This window comes from Actinomadura miaoliensis (assembly GCF_039536785.1).
Taxonomy (GTDB): Bacteria; Actinomycetota; Actinomycetes; order Streptosporangiales; family Streptosporangiaceae; genus Spirillospora; species Spirillospora miaoliensis.
Genome location: NZ_BAAAZG010000001.1, coordinates 952,504 through 971,863 on the forward strand (window position 1 = coordinate 952,504; position 19,360 = coordinate 971,863).

12 protein-coding genes are annotated in these 19,360 nt (G+C 76.1%); 9 read left to right on the forward strand and 3 right to left on the reverse strand.

The window, feature by feature from the left end:
- Positions 1-6 precede the first annotated feature (6 nt).
- From ABD811_RS04305 to ABD811_RS04320, 4 genes are all read left to right on the forward strand, one after another.
- Positions 7-768 (forward strand): maleate cis-trans isomerase family protein, encoded by a 762-nt coding sequence (locus ABD811_RS04305; protein ID WP_344940986.1) that lies wholly within the window; start codon positions 7-9, stop codon positions 766-768.
- A 92-nt stretch (positions 769-860) separates the two neighbouring features.
- A complete protein-coding gene (locus tag ABD811_RS04310; RefSeq protein ID WP_344940989.1) occupies positions 861-1,691 on the forward strand; it encodes a maleate cis-trans isomerase family protein in 831 nt (276 codons plus the stop codon).
- Positions 1,692-1,705: 14 nt separating this feature from the next.
- Positions 1,706-2,365 (forward strand): GntR family transcriptional regulator, encoded by a 660-nt coding sequence (locus ABD811_RS04315; protein WP_344940992.1) that lies wholly within the window; start codon positions 1,706-1,708, stop codon positions 2,363-2,365.
- A 129-nt stretch (positions 2,366-2,494) separates the two neighbouring features.
- A complete protein-coding gene (locus ABD811_RS04320; RefSeq protein WP_344940995.1) occupies positions 2,495-3,748 on the forward strand; it encodes an aspartate aminotransferase family protein in 1,254 nt (417 codons plus the stop codon).
- Here ABD811_RS04320 and ABD811_RS04325 read toward each other — a convergent pair.
- From ABD811_RS04325 to ABD811_RS04335, 3 genes are all read right to left on the reverse strand, one after another.
- Positions 3,729-8,495, reverse strand: a complete 4,767-nt coding sequence (locus ABD811_RS04325) for an HAD-IC family P-type ATPase (RefSeq protein WP_344940998.1) — start codon at positions 8,493-8,495, stop codon at positions 3,729-3,731. The genes ABD811_RS04320 and ABD811_RS04325 overlap by 20 nt on opposite strands.
- A gap of 120 nt (positions 8,496-8,615) precedes the next feature.
- Positions 8,616-9,761, reverse strand: coding sequence for a CaiB/BaiF CoA transferase family protein (locus ABD811_RS04330; protein ID WP_344941002.1), 1,146 nt, complete (start codon positions 9,759-9,761; stop codon positions 8,616-8,618).
- Between the two features lie 111 nt (positions 9,762-9,872).
- Positions 9,873-11,444 (reverse strand): hypothetical protein, encoded by a 1,572-nt coding sequence (locus ABD811_RS04335; protein ID WP_344941005.1) that lies wholly within the window; start codon positions 11,442-11,444, stop codon positions 9,873-9,875.
- A gap of 417 nt (positions 11,445-11,861) precedes the next feature.
- Between ABD811_RS04335 and ABD811_RS04340 the strand changes: the two genes are divergently transcribed.
- From ABD811_RS04340 to ABD811_RS04360, 5 genes are all read left to right on the forward strand, one after another.
- Positions 11,862-12,623 (forward strand): M50 family metallopeptidase, encoded by a 762-nt coding sequence (locus ABD811_RS04340; protein ID WP_344941008.1) that lies wholly within the window; start codon positions 11,862-11,864, stop codon positions 12,621-12,623.
- 107 nt (positions 12,624-12,730) lie between these two features.
- Positions 12,731-14,029, forward strand: a complete 1,299-nt coding sequence (locus ABD811_RS04345; protein WP_344941011.1) for an SWIM zinc finger family protein — start codon at positions 12,731-12,733, stop codon at positions 14,027-14,029.
- Positions 14,026-15,651, forward strand: coding sequence for a DUF5691 domain-containing protein (locus ABD811_RS04350; protein ID WP_344941013.1), 1,626 nt, complete (start codon positions 14,026-14,028; stop codon positions 15,649-15,651). The genes ABD811_RS04345 and ABD811_RS04350 overlap by 4 nt, the downstream gene beginning before the upstream one ends.
- Before the next feature lie 271 nt (positions 15,652-15,922).
- Positions 15,923-17,023: an ATP-binding protein gene (locus ABD811_RS04355; RefSeq protein WP_344941016.1), complete on the forward strand. Its 1,101-nt coding sequence runs from the start codon at positions 15,923-15,925 to the stop codon at positions 17,021-17,023.
- Between the two features lie 68 nt (positions 17,024-17,091).
- A partial coding sequence (locus tag ABD811_RS04360) for a DUF5682 family protein (protein ID WP_344941076.1) occupies positions 17,092-19,360 on the forward strand: 2,269 nt, incomplete at its 3' end.

Below are 19,360 nucleotides of genomic sequence, written 5' to 3' on the forward strand. Positions count from 1 at the left end.
GCCGGGATGACCATCGACCTGGCGCTGCTGCCTCCCCTGGAGCTGCGCGCCCAGCAGGGCGTCGGCGTGGTGGCGCCGTTCGACTTCGCGCTCGACCGCGAGCTGTGGCGCTGGACGCCCGACGACGTGTCGCTCCACATGACCCGGCTGCCGTACGTGCCGGTGCCGGTCACCGTGGAGATGGCCTCGGCCCTGTCGGACCACTCGATCGTCCGGCAGGCCACCCGCGACGTGCTGGCGCCCGAGCCGCTGGTGGTGGTGTACGCGTGCGCGTCCGGCAGCTTCATCCACGGCGCCGCGGGCGAGGACTCCCTGCACGCGGCCATGGTGTCGGCCGGCGCGCCCGCCGCGACGACCACGTCCGGCGCCCTGGTGGAGTCGCTGCGGCTGCTGGACGCCGGCCGCGTCGCCGTCGTCACCCCCTACATCGACAGCGTCACCGACCGGCTGGTGTCGTTCCTCGGCGAGCACGGCGTGTCGGTGGTGTCGAGCGTCGGGCTCGGGCTGCTCAGCCACATCTGGAAGGTGGGGTACGGCGAGATCGTCAACGCGGTCGCCCGGGTGGACCGACCGGACGCCGAGGCGGTGTTCATCAGCTGCACCAACGTGCCGACCTACGACATCATCGCGCCGCTGGAGCGGATGCTGGGCAAGCCGGTGCTCACCGCCAACCAGGTGACGATGTGCGCCGCGCTGCGCGCGATCGGCCGTCCCGCCGCCGGAGAGGGGCAGCGGCTCGTCCAGCTGAGCGGCACCCCGGCCGCCTGAGCGCGGCCCGCGCCCCGGCCGCCCCCTGGCGGCACCCCGTGCACCGACCCGCGTAGGATTGTAAACAATCTACTCTCCCAGGAGCGGATTCCATGGCACCCAGCGACGCGACCCCCGGCGGCGTGGGCTTCCTGTACCCCGGCCACAGCGCCGAGGACGACTACCCGGTGATCGAACGCATGCTCGGCGACGTCCGCCTGGCCGTCGTGCACACCGCCATGCGCGAGGACGCGCACCGGGTCGACGCCCTGCTGGACATCGGCGGCGCCGAGGTGCTGGCCGAGGGCGCGCGGCGGTTGCGCGACCTCGGCGTGCGCGCGGCGGTGTGGGCCTGCACCAGCGGCAGCTTCGTCTTCGGATGGGACGGCGCCGCGCAGCAGGTCGCCGGTGTCCGCGACGCCGCCGGGGTGCCCGCGTCCAGCACGTCGTTCGCGTTCGTCAACGCGGCACGGCACCTGGGCGTGACCCGGGTGGCGGTCGCCGCGTCCTATCCCGCCGACGTGGCCGAGCGGTTCGTGGACTTCCTCGGCCGCGCGGGCGTGGAGGCGGTGTCGCTGTCGTGCGAGGGCATCGTCACCGCCGCCGAGGTGGGGACGCTGACGCGCGAGCAGGTGCTGGACCTGGTGGCCGCCAACGACCACCCCGACGCCGAGGCGGTGCTGGTGCCCGACACCGCGCTGCACACCGTCGCGTGGCTGGACGAGCTGGAGGCGCGGGTGGGCAAGCCCGTGCTCACCGCCAACCAGGTGACCGTCTGGGAGGGGCTGTGCCTGGCCGCGAACGGGGCGCGCGCGCCGCGTCCGCGCTCCGGCCTGGGCACGCTGTTCGCCGCGCGGGGCCCGGCCGTACCGGTGCCCGGGGCCACGCCGTCCGCGGACGTCGGCTCCTCCGGGGCGCTGCCCCCGCGCAGTCAGACGCTGTGAGGAGGCGCCCTGGCATGGGCCGACTGGGTGAACTGGAACCTGTCCCGCGTAGGTCGACGGTGGAGATCGTCTCCGACGAGCTGCGCTCGGCGATCCTGTACGGCTCGCTGGCGCCGGGCACGCAGCTCGGCGAGGCCGAGCTGGCCGCGCGCCTGGGCATCAGCCGCGGCCCGCTGCGCGAGGCCATGCAGCGCCTGGTGCAGGAGGGCCTGCTGCACAGCGAGCCGCACCGCGGACTGTTCGTGATCACATTGGACGAGAGCGACGTCGAGGACGTGTACCTGGCCCGGCTGGCGATCGAGCGGGCCGCCTGCTCGCTGGTCATGGCGCGCAACCGGGGCGAGGCCGTGCTGCGGCTGACCGAGGCGCTGCAGGACCTGGTCGAGGCGGCCCGGCAGCGCGACCGGGTGGCGATGAGCGACGCCGACCAGCGCTTCCACCAGGTGCTGGTGGGCGCCTCGGGCAGCCCCCGGCTGGAGCGGATGGCGCAGACGCTGCTGGTGGAGACCCGCATGTGCCTGAACGCGCTGCAGGACACCTACCCCGAGCCGGACGAGCTGGTCGAGGAGCACCGGCGCCTGGTGGACGCGATCGCCGACGGCGAGGAGGAGCGGCTGCTGCGCCTCATCGAGGAGCACATGACCGACTCGATCGAGCGCCTGCGCAGGCCCTGACACCGCCGGCCGTGCCGGGGCCGCGCCGAGGCCGTGCGCCCCGGCCGCCGGGCCGGGCCCGCCCTGGACAGCGGGGAGCGGTCCGTGGTGCCATGGACGGTAGATTGTCGACAATCTACGGAGGCGCGCATGGCGACGCTGTCACCCCTGCTCCAGCAGGCCACGCCGGTGCTGGCCGACCGCGGCGAGGGCGTCCACCTGATCGACGAGGACGGCCGGCGGTGGCTGGACTTCACCGCGGGCATCGGCGTCACCAGCACCGGCCACTGCCACCCCAAGGTCGTGGCGGCGGCGCAGCGCCAGGTGGCCACGCTCATCCACGGCCAGTACACGACGGTGATGCACCGGCCGCTGCTGCGGCTCACCGAGCGCCTGGGCGAGGTGCTCCCCGAGGGCCTGGACGCGCTGTTCTACGTCAACAGCGGCAGCGAGGCGGTCGAGGCGGCGGTGCGGCTGGCGCGGCACGCCACCGCGCGGCAGAACATCGTGGTGTTCCAGGGCTCCTTCCACGGGCGCACCATGGGCGCGGCGGCCCTCACCACGGCGGGGACCAAGTTCCGCACGGGCATCGGGCCGCTGATGCCGGGCGTCGCGGTCGCGCCGTTCCCGTACGCCTACCACTACGGCTGGAGCGAGGACGAGGCGGTCCGCTTCGCGCTGCGCGAGCTGGACCACCTGCTGGCGACCGTCAGCCACCCCGACGACACGGCCGCGTTCGTCGTGGAGCCGGTGCTCGGCGAGGGCGGCTACGTGCCCGCGCCGCCCGGGTTCCTGGAGGGGCTGCGCGAACGCGCCGACCGGCACGGCGTCCTGCTGGTGATGGACGAGGTGCAGACCGGCTTCGGCCGCACCGGACGGTTCTGGGGCCACGAGCACTCCGGCGTCCGTCCCGACGTCGTCGTCACCGCCAAGGGCCTGGCCAGCGGGTTCCCGCTGTCGGCGATCGCCGCACCGGCCGCCCTGATGGAACGCGGCCGGCCGGGTTCGCAGGGCGGCACCTACGGCGGCAACGCGGTGGCCTGCGCCGCCGCGCTGGCCACCCTGGAGGTGATCGAGGAGGAGGGCCTGGTCGCCAACGCGGCCGAGATGGGCGCGCGTCTGCACGACGGCCTGCGCAAGGTCGCCGCCGACCATCCGCGGGTCGGCGACGTGCGCGGCCTGGGCCTGATGCAGGCCAGCGAGTTCAGCACGCCGGACGGCGAACCCGACCCCGGCACGGCGCGCCGCGCGCACGCCGCCGCCGTCGAGCGCGGCCTGCTGCTGCTCACCTGCGGCGCGTACGGCCAGGTCGTCCGGATGATCCCGCCGCTGATCGTCACCGGTGAGCAGATCGACGAGGCCCTGTCCATCTGGTCCGAAGCCGTCACGGCCGCGACGCGCTGACGGCCGGCTCCGCGGCCCGGGACGGGGCCGCGGCGGGGCTCTTCGGCGCGGCGCCTTTCGGCGCGGGCACTTTCAGGGCGGGCACTTTCAGGGCGGGCAGGCGGCGCAGCAGGCGCGGGCCGAACACCGAGACGGCGGCCGCCACCGCGGCCGACCCCAGCACCACCGCCCAGGCGCCCGGGCCGAGGGGCACGGAGCCGAAGAAGTGGCTGAGGCCCGGCGTCTCGATGACGACGGCGAGCACCAGCACCGAGGCGGCGCACGTCGCCAGCACGGCCGGGCTGTGCCGTCCCATCTGCAGCGTCTGCGCGAGCTGGGTGATGACCAGGGCGGCCAGGCCCATGGTGCCGGCGCGGCGGCGCCGCCCGGTGAGGCGGCCGATCTGCCAGGCGAGGATGGAGCCGAGCGCGGTGACGAAGCCGCGGGCCGCGATGGCCTCGTGCAGCGGGTCGCCGAACGGGCCGCGGCGGGCCGGGCGTTCGCCGTCGCCGTTGGGCGGCGCCAGCGCCACGGCCAGCGCGGGCATCATGTCGGTCAGCGTGTTGACCAGCAGCAGCTGGCGCGTGCTGAGCGGCGCACGGCCGCCGACGGCGGTGCCGTACACGGTGAAGGCGATCTCGCCCGCGTTCCCGCCGACCAGGATGGACACCGCGTTGCGCACGCTCTGCCACAGCATGCGGCCCTCCATCAGCGCCTCGGTGATGCCGGGCAGGTCGCTGCCGGGCAGGATGAGGTCGGCGGCGGAGCGGGCGGCGGCCGAGTCCCCGGCGCTCAGGCCGATGCCGACGTCGGCGAGCCGGATCGCCGCGGCGTCGTTGGCGCCGTCGCCGGTCATCGCGACCACCCGTCCGGCCCGGCGCAGGGCCTGCACGATGCGGACCTTGTGCTCGGGGCCGACGCGCGCGAACACCGACGTGTGGGCGATCCGGGCGGCGCGGTGCCGGTCGCTGAGCCGGTCCAGCTCGGCGCCGGTCAGCACCCGGTCGGCGTGCGGGACGCCCAGCTCGGCGGCGATGGCCTGGGCGGTGGCGGGATGGTCGCCGGTGATGACGACGACCCGGATGCCCGCCTCGGTGAGCGTGCGGATCGCGTCGGCGGCGTCGCGGCGCGGCGGGTCGGCGATGCCGACGAACCCGACCAGCGTGAGCCGCTCTCCGTCGAGCGCGGCCCTGCCCTCGTCGAGCCGGGACGCGTCGGGCCGCGCCTCGGCGACGGCCAGCACCCGCAGGCCGCGTTCGGCCAGGTCCCGCACGACGCCCCGGGACTTGTCGCGCCCCTCGGCCGTGAGCGTCTTGGTGGCGGCGCCGGACACGACGCGGTCGCAGCGTTCCATGACGACCTCGGGCGCGCCCTTGACGACGAGCGTCGGCCGGTCGCCGTCCCATCCGGTGGCGGCGGAGAACCCGCGGCTGGGTTCGAACGGGGTCTCGTGGACCAGCCGCCAGCCGTCGTCGCCGCCCAGGTGCGCGGCGGCCGCGTCCAGGACGGCGCGGTCGGTGGCGTGACGCGGCCCCTCCGCGCCGCTTCCCTGCGGGCAGGCGCGCGCGGCGGCCGTCAGCACGCGCCGCCCCAGCGCCGAGTCGAACCGCGCCTCGCCCTCGGGCCCGCTGAGCGTGGTGACGCGCAGCCGTCCCTCGGTCAGCGTCCCGGTCTTGTCGAAGCACAGGGTGTCGACGCGGCCCATGGTGCCGAGCGTGCGGGAGCTGCGCACCAGCACGTTGCGGCGCGACAGGCGGCGCGCGGCGGCCAGCTGCGCCACGGTCGCCACCAGCGGCAGCCCTTCGGGGACGGCCGCGACCGCGACGGCCACGCCCGACGACACCGCCTGCCGGACCGACGCGCCGCGCAGCAGCCCGAGCGCGCCGACCAGCGCGCCGCTCAGCCCGGTCACCGGCAGCGCCACGCGGGTCAGCTCGTTGAGCTGCGCCTGCACGCCGCTGGGGGCGGCGCCGCGTCCGGCCAGCGCGGCGGCGCGCCCCGCCTGCGTGGCGGCGCCGGTCGCGACGACGACGGCGTAGGCGCGGCCGGTGAGCACGGTGGTGTCCTGGTAGAGCATGCAGCTGCGCTCGGCGAGCTCGGCGCCCGGCACGGCCTCCACCGACTTGGCCACCGGCAGCGACTCGCCGGTCAGGCTGGCCTCGTCGACCTCCAGGTCGTCGGCGGCCAGCAGCCGGGCGTCGGCGGGCACCAGGTCGGACGGGCCGAGCACGATGACGTCGCCCGCGCGCAGCTCGGCCGCCGGCACGCTGTCGGCCGGCACCGGCTCGCAGCGCCGCACCAGCGGGTCGTCCCACGGCCGCCGGTCGCCGTCCACGCGGACCCGGCGGACGGGGGGACGCTGGTCGAGCAGCAGGTCGCGCAGCGCCCGCTCGGCCCGCGCCCGCTGCACTCCGCTGATGAGCGCGTTGCCCGCCATGACGCCGCCGACCAGCCCCGCGTCCACCCCGGACCCGACGACGGCGGACGCGGCGGCGCCCAGCACCAGCACCGGCGTCAGCGGGTCGCGCAGCTCGTGCCCGACGGCGCGGGCCACGTCGGCGAACACTCCGGCGCGGCGGCCGACGCCGTCCGGCAGCGGAACGGGTATCGGCAGGCGCGGACGCGACGGCTTTTCGGCGGGCGGCGCGGGACGCAGCGCGAGGGCCTGTTCGGCGGCGGCCCGCGGGTCCAGCGCGTGCCACTGGACGCGCGGCAGCGGCTGCGGCGCGGGCCGGGCGGCCAGGCGCCGCGCGGACACCACTCCGCCGAGCAGCGCGACGAGCGCGGCGCTGTGCATCGGGGCGAGGTTGAACGGCGCGGTGGTGCGGCGTCCGGTCACCACCAGCAGCGCGCCCAGCGCCGACCCCCCGGTGGCCAGCCGCACCGCGCGTTTGCTGGCCTCGCGGGCGGCGCGCACGGCGACCATCACCCGCCACGCCTGTTCCAGCCCGCCGGTGCAGATCAGGTCCGAGCCCCAGCACACGACCGCCCCGTCGTGGAGCCGCCCGGCATCGTCGCCGCGCGGGGGCGCCGGTGGTCGCCTGACCACGCCGACGCCGACGTCGGCGGCCAGGGCGGCGTCATCGTCGGCGGCGGTGAGGACGAGCACGCCGTGCCCCTCCTGCTGCAGCCGCCGCACGTGCTCGACGAGCGGCACGCGGTGGTCGAGCGCGTCGTCGGCCAGCGGCATCAGTTCGGCGGTCGAGGCGTTCTCCGTCAGCAGCACGCGCGCGTCGCTGTCGCGCGCGGCGGTGAGCACCGCCTCGGCCAGGGGATGCAGGCGGTGGCCGACGACGGCGCCGCCGCGCGCGGTGCCGTCGGCGTCGACGACGCGCACCCGCATGCCCTCGGTGTCGACGTCCTCCAGGCGTTCCAGCCGCAGGCCCTCGTCGTCGGCCCTGCCGTCCAGGCCCGGATCGTGCTCCAGCAGCCGCGCCGCCGTCCGCCACGTCGACGGGTCGTCCGCGGACAGGATCTCCAGGTCGTCCACGCACAGCACGGGCGCGTCCACCACCACCGCGCTGACCCGGTCGAGCCGCCGGTAGCAGGAGCCGTCCAGCGGGACGACCCCGTCGCGCGACAACTGCCGGTCGAGCATCGCGGCGAATCCGGCGCGGCCGAGCCGGGCGGCGCGCGGCACCGTCGCCATGATGAGGCCGGTGGCCATGCCCGGGTCGCGGGTCAGGCCGAGCACGGCCGCGGCCCCGCCGAAGGTGGCCAGCGCGGAGCGGTCGGCGGCCTTCTCCACGGGGCCGTCCGGCAGCGGGACGGGCCGTTCGGCGCGCAGCGGCGACTCGTGCGGCAGGCCGGCGGCGCACAGCCGCGGGTGCCAGCCGAGCCACGCGGCGCGCCGCGCGTTCAGTTCGGCGATCAGGACGACGCGGTGCAGGACGTCGACGGCCAGCCCGGCGGGCTCCTGGGTGAGCCCGTGCATGGCGGCGTTGCCGACGGCGAGCACCATGTCGGTGCCGTGCGGGCCGAGCCGGCTCTCCAGCAGGCCGCGCAGCCTCGGCTGGTGGTCCACCCAGGGCAGCACCATGCGGAACACGCCCGGCAGCCGCGGCGCGCGCGTCAGCCGCCCGGTGGCGGCCAGCGTGAACGCCGCGCAGTCGGTCACCAGCGCGATCGTCTCGGCGGTGACCGGCGCGCGGTCGGCGGGATGCGCGGACATGGGGAACGGCCTGTCGGGGACCTCGTGGTCCTTCTCCACGGCGGCGATCACCGCCACCAGCCGGTCCACCGGCAGCGAGTCCTCGTCGAAGGCGCACATGATCTCGCCGGTGACCGCGTTGACCTGCGCCCAGTTCACGCCCTCCAGCCGCCGCACGGCCGCGCCGACCGCCCGGCGCAGCTCGACGGCCTCGCGTGCCCGCCCGACGGCATGGCCGTGCAGCTCGATGCAGGCGCGTCCCTCGCAGGACCACACGCGGCGCCTGCTGCGGGGCCCGACCAGGTTGCTCAGCTCGGCACGCCGGGAGAACTCGGCGATGCGCGACCATCCGGGCGGGCGGGGCAGGGCGGGCGGTCTGGGCAGCCCACGCGGCCGGTGCAACGTGATCAGGCCGGGCACCGCGACCGGCAGCGACATCGCCACCGGCAGGCCCGGCAGCGCCGACAGCGGGACCGGCGGGGCGGGCACCGCCCGCACGGCCCGCCGGGGGACCTCCACGGCCACCTCGGCGGCTCCCCACGCCAGCCCGGCCGCACCTCCCGCCACTTCGGCGGCCCCGGCGGCGACCTTCGGCACCATGCGCGCCGCAGATCGCAACAGTCCCATGATCGGCATCAGCCCCCAACGCCTGGTGGACGTGACGGTCTGTGCCACTACCCCCGGTATCGGACTCGACACCGGAACGCCGCGACTTTCGCAGCCTTTTGGGACCGGCCGCTAGGCCTGGGTGACCGCGCCGTCGGACAGCAGGTCGTCCACGTCGTCGAAGCCCAGTTCGGCCAGCACGTCGCGGCTGTCGGCGCCGGGGGCGGGAGGCAGGCCGCCGATCTCGGTGGACGTGCGGGAGAAGCGCGGCGCCGGGGCGGGCTGGCGGTGGCCGCCGCGTTCGACGAACACCTCCCGCGCGGTGTTGTACGGGTGTTCGGCGGCCTCGCGCAGCGACAGCACCGGCGCCACGCACGCGTCGCCGGGCAGGAAGATCTCCGCCCACTCGTCGCGGGTCCTGGACTTGAAGGCGGCGGCGAAGCGTTCGCGCAGTTCCGGCCAGTTCGCGGGGTCGTCCCGGTCGGGCAGGCCGGCGTCGGCCAGGCCGAGGCGCTGCAGGAACTCGGCGTAGAACTGCGGTTCCAGCGCGCCGACCACGACGTGCCCGCCGTCGGCCGTCTCGTACACGTCGTACCAGGGCGCGCCGGTGTCGAGCAGGTTCACGCCGCGTTCGTCGCGCCACATGCCGCCGGCCAGGAACGAGTGGATGAACGTCGACAGGTGCGACGTGCCGTCGACGATCGCGGCGTCCACGACCTGGCCGCGGCCGCACGCCCGCGCCTCCAGCAGCGCCGACAGCACGCCGACGACCAGGTACATGCTGCCGCCCGCGAAGTCGCCGAGCAGGTTCAGCGGGACCTGGGGCGGCCCGCCGGCGCGGCCGATGGCGTGCAGGGCGCCGGTGACGGCGATGTAGCCGATGTCATGGCCCGCGCTCCGCGACAGCGGCCCCTCCTGGCCCCAGCCGGTCATCCGCCCGTACACCAGGGCCGGGTTGCGGGCCAGGCAGGCGTCGGGGCCGATGCCGAGCCGTTCGGTGACGCCGGGGCGGAAGCCCTCGATGAGCACGTCCGACCGCTCGACCATGCGCAGCACGACCTCGCGTCCCCGCTCGTTCTTCAGGTCGACCGCGATCGAGCGTTTGCCGCGTCCCAGGAAGTCGGCGGGCACGGGGTCCTTTCCGCGGGCGGCCGAGGAGGCGCGGTCGACGCGGACGACGTCGGCGCCCAGATCGGCCAGCAGCATCGCGGCGAACGGCCCCGGCCCGATGCCGGCCAGTTCGATCACCCGCACGCCCGACAGCGGCCCCTTGCCCATCGACGGCCCCTTTCGCCTCTCGCCGTCCGCACCCGTCGCGCGGAACCCGGTTCGACTCCCCTAGTCTGCCCCACGCGAGTAAGCGAATGCTGACCCGGCCCCCGGGCGGGCTCAGCCGGCGCGGGCGGTGAGGGTGATGGGCACGCCGGAATGGTGGGGCGAGCGGGGGCTGGAGGCGACCAGCAGGCGGCCCCTGGTGTCGGTCGTGCGCAGGACTCCCTCGCTCTGTATGTGCGGCACCAGGCCCGGACCGGCCGCGGCGAGGTAGTACCACCGCCCGGACGGCGCCTGCCACCAGGTGCCGCTGACCGGCTTGGCCATGTCGCAGCTGCCGGTGGCGTGGTGGGCGTCGCGCCGCAGCAGCGTGGCCTCGCCCGCCGGGCCGCCCGCGATGAAGGACAGGTTCGTGCACACCCACTCTGCGGGGCCGCCGCCGTAGGGCAGGGAGCCCGTCCAGAACTGCCGGGCCGACGCCTCGGTGACCGGGCGTTCCGGACGTGGCAGCGCGCATGCCACCCGCTCCCACAGCCGCACACCGCCGGCCTGGAGCGGCACGGCGGCGTGCACGCGGCGCTCGGCGGGGCGGGGTCCGACGGGGCGCTGGGTCAGCACGGCGGGACGGGAGAAGCCGAGGTCGCCCACCGTGCGGACGCCGCCGGCGCCTTCGAGGCGGAGGAGGGGGCCGCGCCCGCATGGGGTCCTGGGGGCGGGCACCCGTTCGGTCACGCCCGCGTCGACCCTCACCCTGCGGCCGCCGGGCGTCGTGGCACGGGTGTCCCATGGCGCGAGCAGGTAGCGGCCCCCGCCCAGCGGCAGGGGCGTTGAGCCGTCACCGGCGGCGGCGGTGAAGATCTCCACGGGGCGCCCCCGCCCGCTGTAGCGGGCGACGCGGTCACCGTTGCGCAGCAGCGCGGTGGGGACGCCGTCGACGCGCCCGGCGTAGAGGAGCTGGGCGCCGATGTCGCCCCTGTCCGGCGGGTGCGGGGCGGCGGGCGAGCGGGCCCACGCCCTGAGCGCCCGCGCGGTGAAGCCGCGGTCGCCGGTCAGGTCGCCGCGGGCGGGCCAGACGTCCAGGCGGTGCGGGCCGCCGCGCCAGGCGCCGGCCGCGGCGGTGAGCAGGTGCAGCCGGCGGTCGGCGGCCGAGCCCGCGCCGCCCGCCAGCGACCCCTCGTTCTCGGTGACGACCAGGGTGCCCCCCAGCGCGGCGGTCAGCACCACGGCGGCGGCGACGGGGATGAGCGGGCGGCGGCGGACGGGATGGTCCAGCCCGGGGCCGAAGGAGAACGCGTCCGGCGGTTCCATGTCCGGCAGCGCGGCGGCGTCGGCGGCGTCGATCACCGGCCAGGGGTCGCGAACGCGCAGCCGCAGCAGCTGGTCGCGCACCGCGTACCGGCGCATGCCCTCGACCCGCCGCAGCACCCAGGCCACGCGCACGGGCGGCTCCAGGTCGGCCAGCGCGGCGGTCAGCGTCGCGTCCGGCAGGCGGGCGGGCAGCGCGCGCAGCCACGGCCCCAGGCCGATGCGCAGCCGGCGGGACGGGCGCATCGCCCGGCGCAGCACACGGGTCCGCTGGCGGGCCAGGTCACCGCGCGGGCGCCGGGTGACGACCTCGTCGACGATCCGCCGGGCGACCGCCATCCGGTAGACGCGGCGCGCCCGGCCCGGCTGAACAAAATACGCCAACCGGACAAGCTCCCGATAATGCGTTTCCGCCCCGTTTCTCGTCGCCACTTTCTCCGGCATCGCGCCAGCTCCTCAGGCCGCGAGGGACAATCGTCAGTGCGGACCAGAGATTAGGGAGCGCCGCCGGCGGGCGGCGCGCGTTTGGTGGAACGATTAACCACGGCGCCGGATAATTCCCGTTATTCTCGGACGGAATGGCGTCCTGCCGATCATCCGTGCGTTCAGGAAAGCCTCTCGTGCCCTTTGTGCGGGGGCGGCGCGGCCGCCATGCCGGGACGATGGGGCGAACCCCGGCCTCCCGGACGTGTCGCACGTGTGCGCGGAACCGCCGGAACGAAACGAACGCGGCGGCGGTCCGGAACGTCCTACCCTGTGGGATCGCCGACGCGAACCGAGAATTCCGAGGTGGACGTGGACGTGGCAAGCGCTGACGCGGGCAGCATCGCCGACCTGTGGGATCGGCTGACCGGAACGCAACCGGACCCTCCGTGGTGGTTGGTGATCCTGGTCGGCCTGCTGGCGCTGGCCGCCGTCGTGCACGGGCCCACCTGGCGGGTGGCGCGCAACGTGGTGACGATCGCGCACGAGGGCGGGCACGCGCTGATCGCGCTGGCCACCGGGCGCAAGCTGGACGGCATCAAGCTGCACTCCGACACCTCGGGCGTCACCGTCTCGCGCGGCAAGCCGCACGGCCCGGGCATGGTGTTCACCGCGATGGCCGGGTACCTGACTCCCCCGCTGCTCGGCCTGCTGTTCGCCCTGCTGCTGGCCGGTGGGCGCGTCACGCTGATGCTGTGGTTCTCCCTGGCGCTGCTGGCCGGGATGCTCGTGATGATCCGCAACGTGTACGGGGTGCTGTCGGTGGTGGCCACCGGGGCGCTGATCTTCGGGGTGTCGTGGTTCGGCGGCGACAAGACCCAGGCCGGGTTCGCCTACCTGGCCGCGTGGTTCCTGCTGTTCGCCGCCACCCGTCCGGTCGTGGAGCTGCAGCGCATGCGCGTCCGCCACATGGCCCCGTCCTCCGACGCCGACCAGCTGGCGCACCTCACGGGCGTCCCGGGGCTGGCCTGGGTGAGCCTGTTCGCGGTCGTGTCGCTGGTGTCGCTGCTGGCGGGCGCGACGCTCATGGCGCCCGACGCGTCGTCCCTGCCCGACCTTCCCCTGCTGCCCGGCGTCTGAGCCCGGCGGCCGCGACCGAATGATCACGGTCTGCGATCTGGGGCCGCGCCGGACGTAGATGTACTGCCTTCGGGCGAATGTCGGACCCGGTCGATAGTTTCGACAATGTGAGCGATCGATGGGGTCGGGAGCAGGTGCTCGGGCTCGCGCCCGACGCGGCGTCGGCCAAGGCCGCCGCCGGTGTCGCCAGGCCCTCGAAATGGAGTGGGACGGGCGCCGACGGCGAGGCGGTCTGGGGCGAGTGCAAGGGGAGCGGCAAGAGCGTCTACCGGGCGTGCGTCGACCTGACCGAGCCGGCGTTCCGGTGCACGTGCCCGAGCCGCAAGTTCCCCTGCAAGCACGGGCTGGGGCTGTTGCTGCTGTGGAGCGACGGGACGGTCGGCGGCGGGGCGCGCCCGGAGTGGGCGGCCGAGTGGGTCGGCCGGCGTCGCGCCCAGGCCGAGAAGGCGCGCGAGCGCAAGGCCGCGGCGGCGCCCAAGGCCAGGGACCCGAAGACCGCCGAGCGGCGGCGCCGGCGGGTCGACGAGGGGATCGCCGAGCTCGACCAGTGGCTGTGCGACCAGGTCGCCCAGGGGCTCGCGCAGGCCGAGCACGCCCCCTACCGGGTGTGGGACGACGTCGCCCGCCGCCTCGTCGACGCCCAGGCCGGCGCGTTGGCCGGGCAGGTCAAGGGCCTGGCGGGGATCCCGCGCCGGCCGGGGTGGCCCGACCGGCTGCTGGAGGAGTACGCGCTGCTGCGGCTGCTGGTGCGGGCCTACCAGCGCGGCGAGGAGCTTCCCGAGGGGCTGCGTGAGACGGTCCGCGCCCGGGTCGGTTTCACCCTGTCCCAGGACGAGGTGACCGAACGCGGCGAGCGGGTCCGCGACCGGTGGTGCGTGACGGGCGCGCACGACTCCGAGCAGGAGCGCCTCACCACACGGCGGGTGTGGCTGCGGGGCCGCCGCACGGGTCGTCCCGCCCTGGTGCTGTCCTTCGCGGCGCCCGGGCGACCCCTGGACGCGTCCCTGATGGTGGGCACGGAGATCGACGCGGAGATGGTGTTCTACCCGGGGGCGCAGCCGCTGCGGGCGCTGGTGGGCGAGCGGCACGGCCCGGCCGAGCCCGCGGTGCCCGATGGCACGACGGTGCGGGGGTTCCTGGACGAGCACGCCGCCGCCCTGGCGCGCGACCCGTGGCTGGACCGCTGGCCGGTGACGCTGGCGGCGGTGCGGCTGGCCCGGTCCGAGGACGGCGCCCTGCACGTCATGGACGAGGCCGGGGACGCGCTCGCGCTGCGTCCCACCGACCCGTGGCGGCTGCTGGCGGTGTCGGGCGGGCACCCGGTCACCTTCGCCGGCGAGTGGACGCCGCGCGGGCTGCGTCCCCTGGCGGCCTGGCACGAGGACGAGGGGATGGTGGTGCTGTGAGCACGGCGCCGAACGGGGTGTGGAACGAGCACGTCACCGCCGCCCTGCTGGGGACGCGGCGCAAGCCCGCCCCGTCCCTTCCGGAGGCCCCCGCCGAGGTCGGCGACGCCGCGGCGCGGCTGCTCGACCAGGCGGCGCTGCTGACGGTGCGGCGGCGCGCGGGCATGCGTCCGCCCAGGTCCCCGGAGCCGATCGCGCCGGCGCCGGTGGAGGACCTGCCGGTCGTCTCCCCCGCGGCGGCGCGGCGGCTGGCGCGGATCCTGGGCGGCACGCAGATCCGGGTGCTGCCCGAGTGGCTGGAGGCGGCCGCGGCGCACGGACGCCGCGTCCCCGCGCGGCTGCTGCCCGACCTGCTCGAACGCGGCCGCAGCGACCGGATGCTGCGGCCGTCCATAGCGCGCGCGGCCGGCCGGCGGGGCGTGTGGCTGGCGTTGCAGAACACCGAGTGGGCGTACCTGGTGGGGGCCGGGGACGACCCGGGCGGCGGCCCCGAGGTGTGGCAGACCGGCACGCGCAACCAGCGCGTCGCCTACCTGACGGCGTTGCGCGGCACCGACCCGGCGGCGGCGCGCGAGGCGCTCCGCGAGACCTGGGGGCGCGAGCCCGCGCCCGACCGGACGGCGTTCCTGGCCACGTTCGAGCACGGCCTGTCGGCCGACGACGAGGAGTTCCTGGAGTCGGCCCTGGAGGACCGCGGCAAGGACGTCCGGCAGATCGCCGCGGACCTGCTGGCCCGGATGCCGGGCTCGGCGTACGCGGCGCGCATGGCGGCCCGGGCCCGCGCGTGCGTGCACGCCGAAGAACGCACGGTGCAGGGCCGCCGTCGCACGTGGGTGCTGGTGGAGCCCCCGCGCACGCACGACGAGGACCTGGCCCGCGACGGCGTCCCGTTCCATCCCACCGGGTCGTTCGCGCCGGGCGGCCGGTCCGGTGGGCCGGTGGGGACGCGGGCGGCCTGGCTCAGGGAGATCCTGGCCCGCACGCCCCTGTCGGCGTGGACGGACCTGTTCGGCCTGCCGCCCATGGAGATCGTGTGCCTGCCCGTGGCCGACGCCGCCGAGCACAAGGGCCGCAAGGACCGCGACGGCGCCGAGGGACGCGACGGCGGCGACGCCCGGAGCGCCCGCGACGTGCACATCGGCTGGGCGCGGGCCGCCCTGCGCCAGCGCGACGTCGCGTGGGCGCGCGCGCTGCTCAAGGGCGGCGTCATGGTGGACGAGCCCGAGGCGCTGGCCGATCTGCTCCGGGTGCTGCCCGACGACGAACGCGACCAGGCCGCCGCCGACCTGATCCGCTGGGTGGAGGGCGACCCCGACCTGCTGCGCGTCCTGGAACGCATCCCCGGCCCGTGGACGGGCCAGCTCGCCGACGCCGTGGTGATCACTCTGGCGGCCGCGGCCGAACGGCGGGCGCAGTCCCATGAGCACACCCTGACCCAGCTGTGCCGCCTGGCCGACCAGCGCCTCAGCCCTGCCGCCGCGCCCCGGCTGGAGGCCGTCGCGGCCCGGTTCGGCGCCCCCGCCACCGGCGCCCACACGACGGGCGCGGCCGGGCACGCGCTCACCGAACTGACCGAGACCTTGCGTTTCCGCCACGAAATGCTGAAGGAGCTGTCCTGTTGACCCCTCCCCGGACTGACGCACGGGGATTGTCGCCCTCCCGGGCGAGGGCGCCCGCCGCGCGGGACGCCGCCGCTCCGCCGAACAGCACGTGCCCTTCCGCTCCCCCGCAGATTTTCTCCCGAAAAGGCGGGATTCGTCCCGTCCAGCGGTATCTATCCCGTTGGGGACGCGCCCGTGCCACGGCACCGGGCACCGCGCTCCGACCTGGCTTTTCGCTACAAGTCCGACTTCTCCCCGGCGTCACGGCCGGGACCGTCATGGAGGTTCACCGGTGACCACCGACTCCACTCCCCCGGGTGGTGTGCTCCGGCCGCACGCCGAGCAGCAGTACGCCGACGAGCTGGCCAGGCTGGCCGAGCACGACGACCGGCCGCGCCCGCCCGGGTGGCGGCTGTCGCCGTGGGCGGTCACCACCTACCTGATGGGCGGCGAGCTCCCCGACGGCTCACGGATCAGCCCCAAGTACATCGGGCCGCGGCGGCTGATGGAGGTCGCCGTGGCGACGCTGGCCACCGACCGCGCGCTGCTGCTGCTCGGCGTGCCCGGCACGGCCAAGACGTGGGTGTCGGAGCACCTGGCGGCGGCCGTCAGCGGCGACTCGACTCTGCTGGTGCAGGGCACGGCGGGCACGTCCGAGGAGGCCGTGCGGTACGGGTGGAACTACGCCCGGCTGCTGGCCGAGGGCCCGTCGGAGCGGGCGCTGGTGGAGAGCCCGCTGATGAGGGCGATGCGCACCGGCGCGGTCGCCCGCGTCGAGGAGCTGACCCGCATGCCCAGCGACGTGCAGGACACCCTCATCACGATCCTGTCGGAGAAGACGCTGCCCGTCCCCGAGCTGGGCACCGAGGTGCAGGCCCGCAAGGGCTTCACCGTGATCGCCACCGCCAACGACCGCGACCGCGGCGTCAACGAGCTGTCCAGCGCGCTGCGCCGCCGGTTCAACACGGTGGTGCTGCCGCTGCCCGCCACGGTGGAGGAGGAGGTCGACATCGTCTCCCGCCGGGTCGACGAGATCGGCGCGGCGCTGGAGCTGCCGGACACGCCCGCGGGCCTGGAGGAGATCCGCCGGGTGGTGACGGTCTTCCGGGAACTGCGCGGCGGCCTCACCGGCGACGGCCGCACCAGGCTCAAGTCGCCGAGCGGCACGCTGAGCACCGCCGAGGCCATCTCGGTGATCACCAACGGGCTGGCGCTGGCCGCGCACTTCGGCGACGGCGTGCTGCGCGCCGCGGACGTGGCGGGCGGCATCGTCGGCGCCGTCGTCCAGGACCCGGTGTCCGACCGGGTGGTGTGGCAGGAGTACCTGGAGACGGTCGTCCGCGAACGCCCCGACTGGCGGGACTTCTACCGCGCCTGCCGGGAGGTGTCTTGACCCCGTCCCCGCCCCGTCCCGCCGCCTCCGCGCCGGCGGCCTCGGGCCCGCCCGCGCCGGGGCGGCGGGTGCCCGACCGCGGGGAGCGGACGCGGGTCGAGGTGTTCGGGATCCGGCACCACGGTCCCGGGTCGGCGCGGGCGCTGCGGCGGGCGCTGGAGGAGTTCAAGCCCGAGGCGGTGCTGATCGAGGGGCCTCCGGAGGCCGACGACCTGGTCGCCCTGGCCGCCGACCCCGGCATGGTGCCGCCGGTGGCGCTGCTGGCCTACTCCCCCGGCCGCACCCCGTCCCCCGACGGCGGCGAGGGCACCGAGCGGCAGGCGGCGTTCTGGCCGTTCGCCGAGTTCAGCCCGGAGTGGCAGGCGATCCGTTACGCGCTGGACGCGGGCGTCCCCGTCCGGTTCTGCGACCTGCCCGCCGCGCACCAGCTCGTCCGGCAGCAGGAGCCGCAGGACCCGCAGGACCCCGGCACGCCCCCGGACGCGCCCCTCCCCGAGGGCGACGACCCCCAGCGGATCGCCGCCGAACGGCCCGAGGGGCAGGGCGAGGAGCCCGAGCACGGCATCCGCCTGGACCCGCTGGGCTGGCTGGCGAAGATCGCCGGATACGACGACGCCGAACGCTGGTGGGACGACGTGGTGGAGCACCGCCACGACGGCCCCTCGCCGTTCCCCGCGATCGCCGAGGCCATGGCCGAGCTGCGCGCGCGGCTGGCCGAGCTGCCCGAACCGGAACGCGGCCTGGACCGGCTGCCGCCCGGCTACCTGCGGCGCGAGGAGCAGCGCGAGGCGTACATGCGCCGCACGCTGCGCCGCGCCCTCAAGGACGGTTACGAGCGCGTCGCCGTGGTGTGCGGCGCCTGGCACGTCCCGGCGCTGCTGGAGAAGGTCCCGGCGTCGCGCGACGAGCAGACGCTGCGCGGGCTGCCCAAGACCAAGGTCGCGATGACCTGGGTGCCGTGGACGCACGGCAGGCTGGCCGGCCACTCCGGGTACGGCGCGGGCGTGCGGTCCCCCGGCTGGTACCACCACCTGTTCGCGTCCGGCGACCGGCCGGTCGAGCGGTGGCTGACCGAGGCCGCGCGGCTGCTGCGCGAGGAGGACCTGCACGTCTCCTCCGCGCACGTCATCGAGGCGGTGCGGCTCGCCGAGACGCTCGCCGCGCTGCGCGGCCGTCCGCTGGCGGGGCTGGACGAGGTCACCGAGGCGACCCGGGCCGTGCTGTGCGAGGGCAACGACCTGCCGGTGGAGCTCATCCAGCGCCGGATGGTGGTGGGCGAACGGCTCGGGTCGGTGCCCGAACGGACCCCGATGGTGCCGCTGCAGCGCGACCTGCAGGCCGAGCAGCGGCGGCTGCGCCTCAAGCCGTCCGCGCTCGACCGGGAATACGACCTCGACCTGCGCAAACCGCTCGACCTGGACCGCAGCCGGCTGCTGCACCGGCTGCGGCTGCTGGACGTCGACTGGGGCGTGCCGCAGGAGGCGCAGGGACGGTCCAAGGGCACGTTCCGCGAGAGCTGGACGCTGCTGTGGCGGCCGGAGTTCGACGTGGAGCTCATCGAGGCCAGCGCCTGGGGCACCACCGTGCACGGGGCGGCGGCCGCGCGGGCGGAGGCGACGGCGTCCCAGGCCACGGCCCTGTCGGAGCTGACGTCGCTGGCCGAGCGGTGCCTGCTGGCCGACCTGGGCGACGCCCTGCCGACCGTCATGTGCGCCCTGGCCGACCGCGCCGCCGTCGACTCCGACGTGGCGCACCTGATGGCGGCGCTGCCCGCCCTGGTGCGCGCGCTGCGGTACGGGGACGTGCGCGGCACCCCCACGGGCCCGCTGCGCACCGTCGTCGACGGCCTGGTGGTGCGCGTCTGCGTGGGCCTGCCCCCGGCCGTCACCGGGTTGGACGACGACGCGTCCCGGGAGATGCTCGGGCACATCGACGCCGTGCACGGGGCGCTGTCCCTGCTCGGCGACGACGACCACACCGACCGCTGGCTGCGCGCCCTGCGCGGCCTGGCCGACCGGGACGGCGACCACGCCGTGCACGGCCTGCTGGAGGGACGCCTCGTCCGGCTGCTGCTGGACGCCGGGCGGCTCGACGACGTGCCGGCCCGCATGGCCCGCGCCGTGTCCGTCGGCACCGCGCCCGACCGCGCCGCCGCCTGGGTGGAGGGGTTCCTGGCGGGCGGCGGGCTGCTGCTGGTGCACGACGACGACCTGCTGCGCCTGCTGGACGGCTGGATCGCCGGGCTGCCGGGCGAGGCGTTCACCGACGTGCTGCCGCTGCTGCGCCGCACGTTCGGCGGGTACGCGGCGGCCGAGCGGCGCGCCGTCGGCGAGCGGG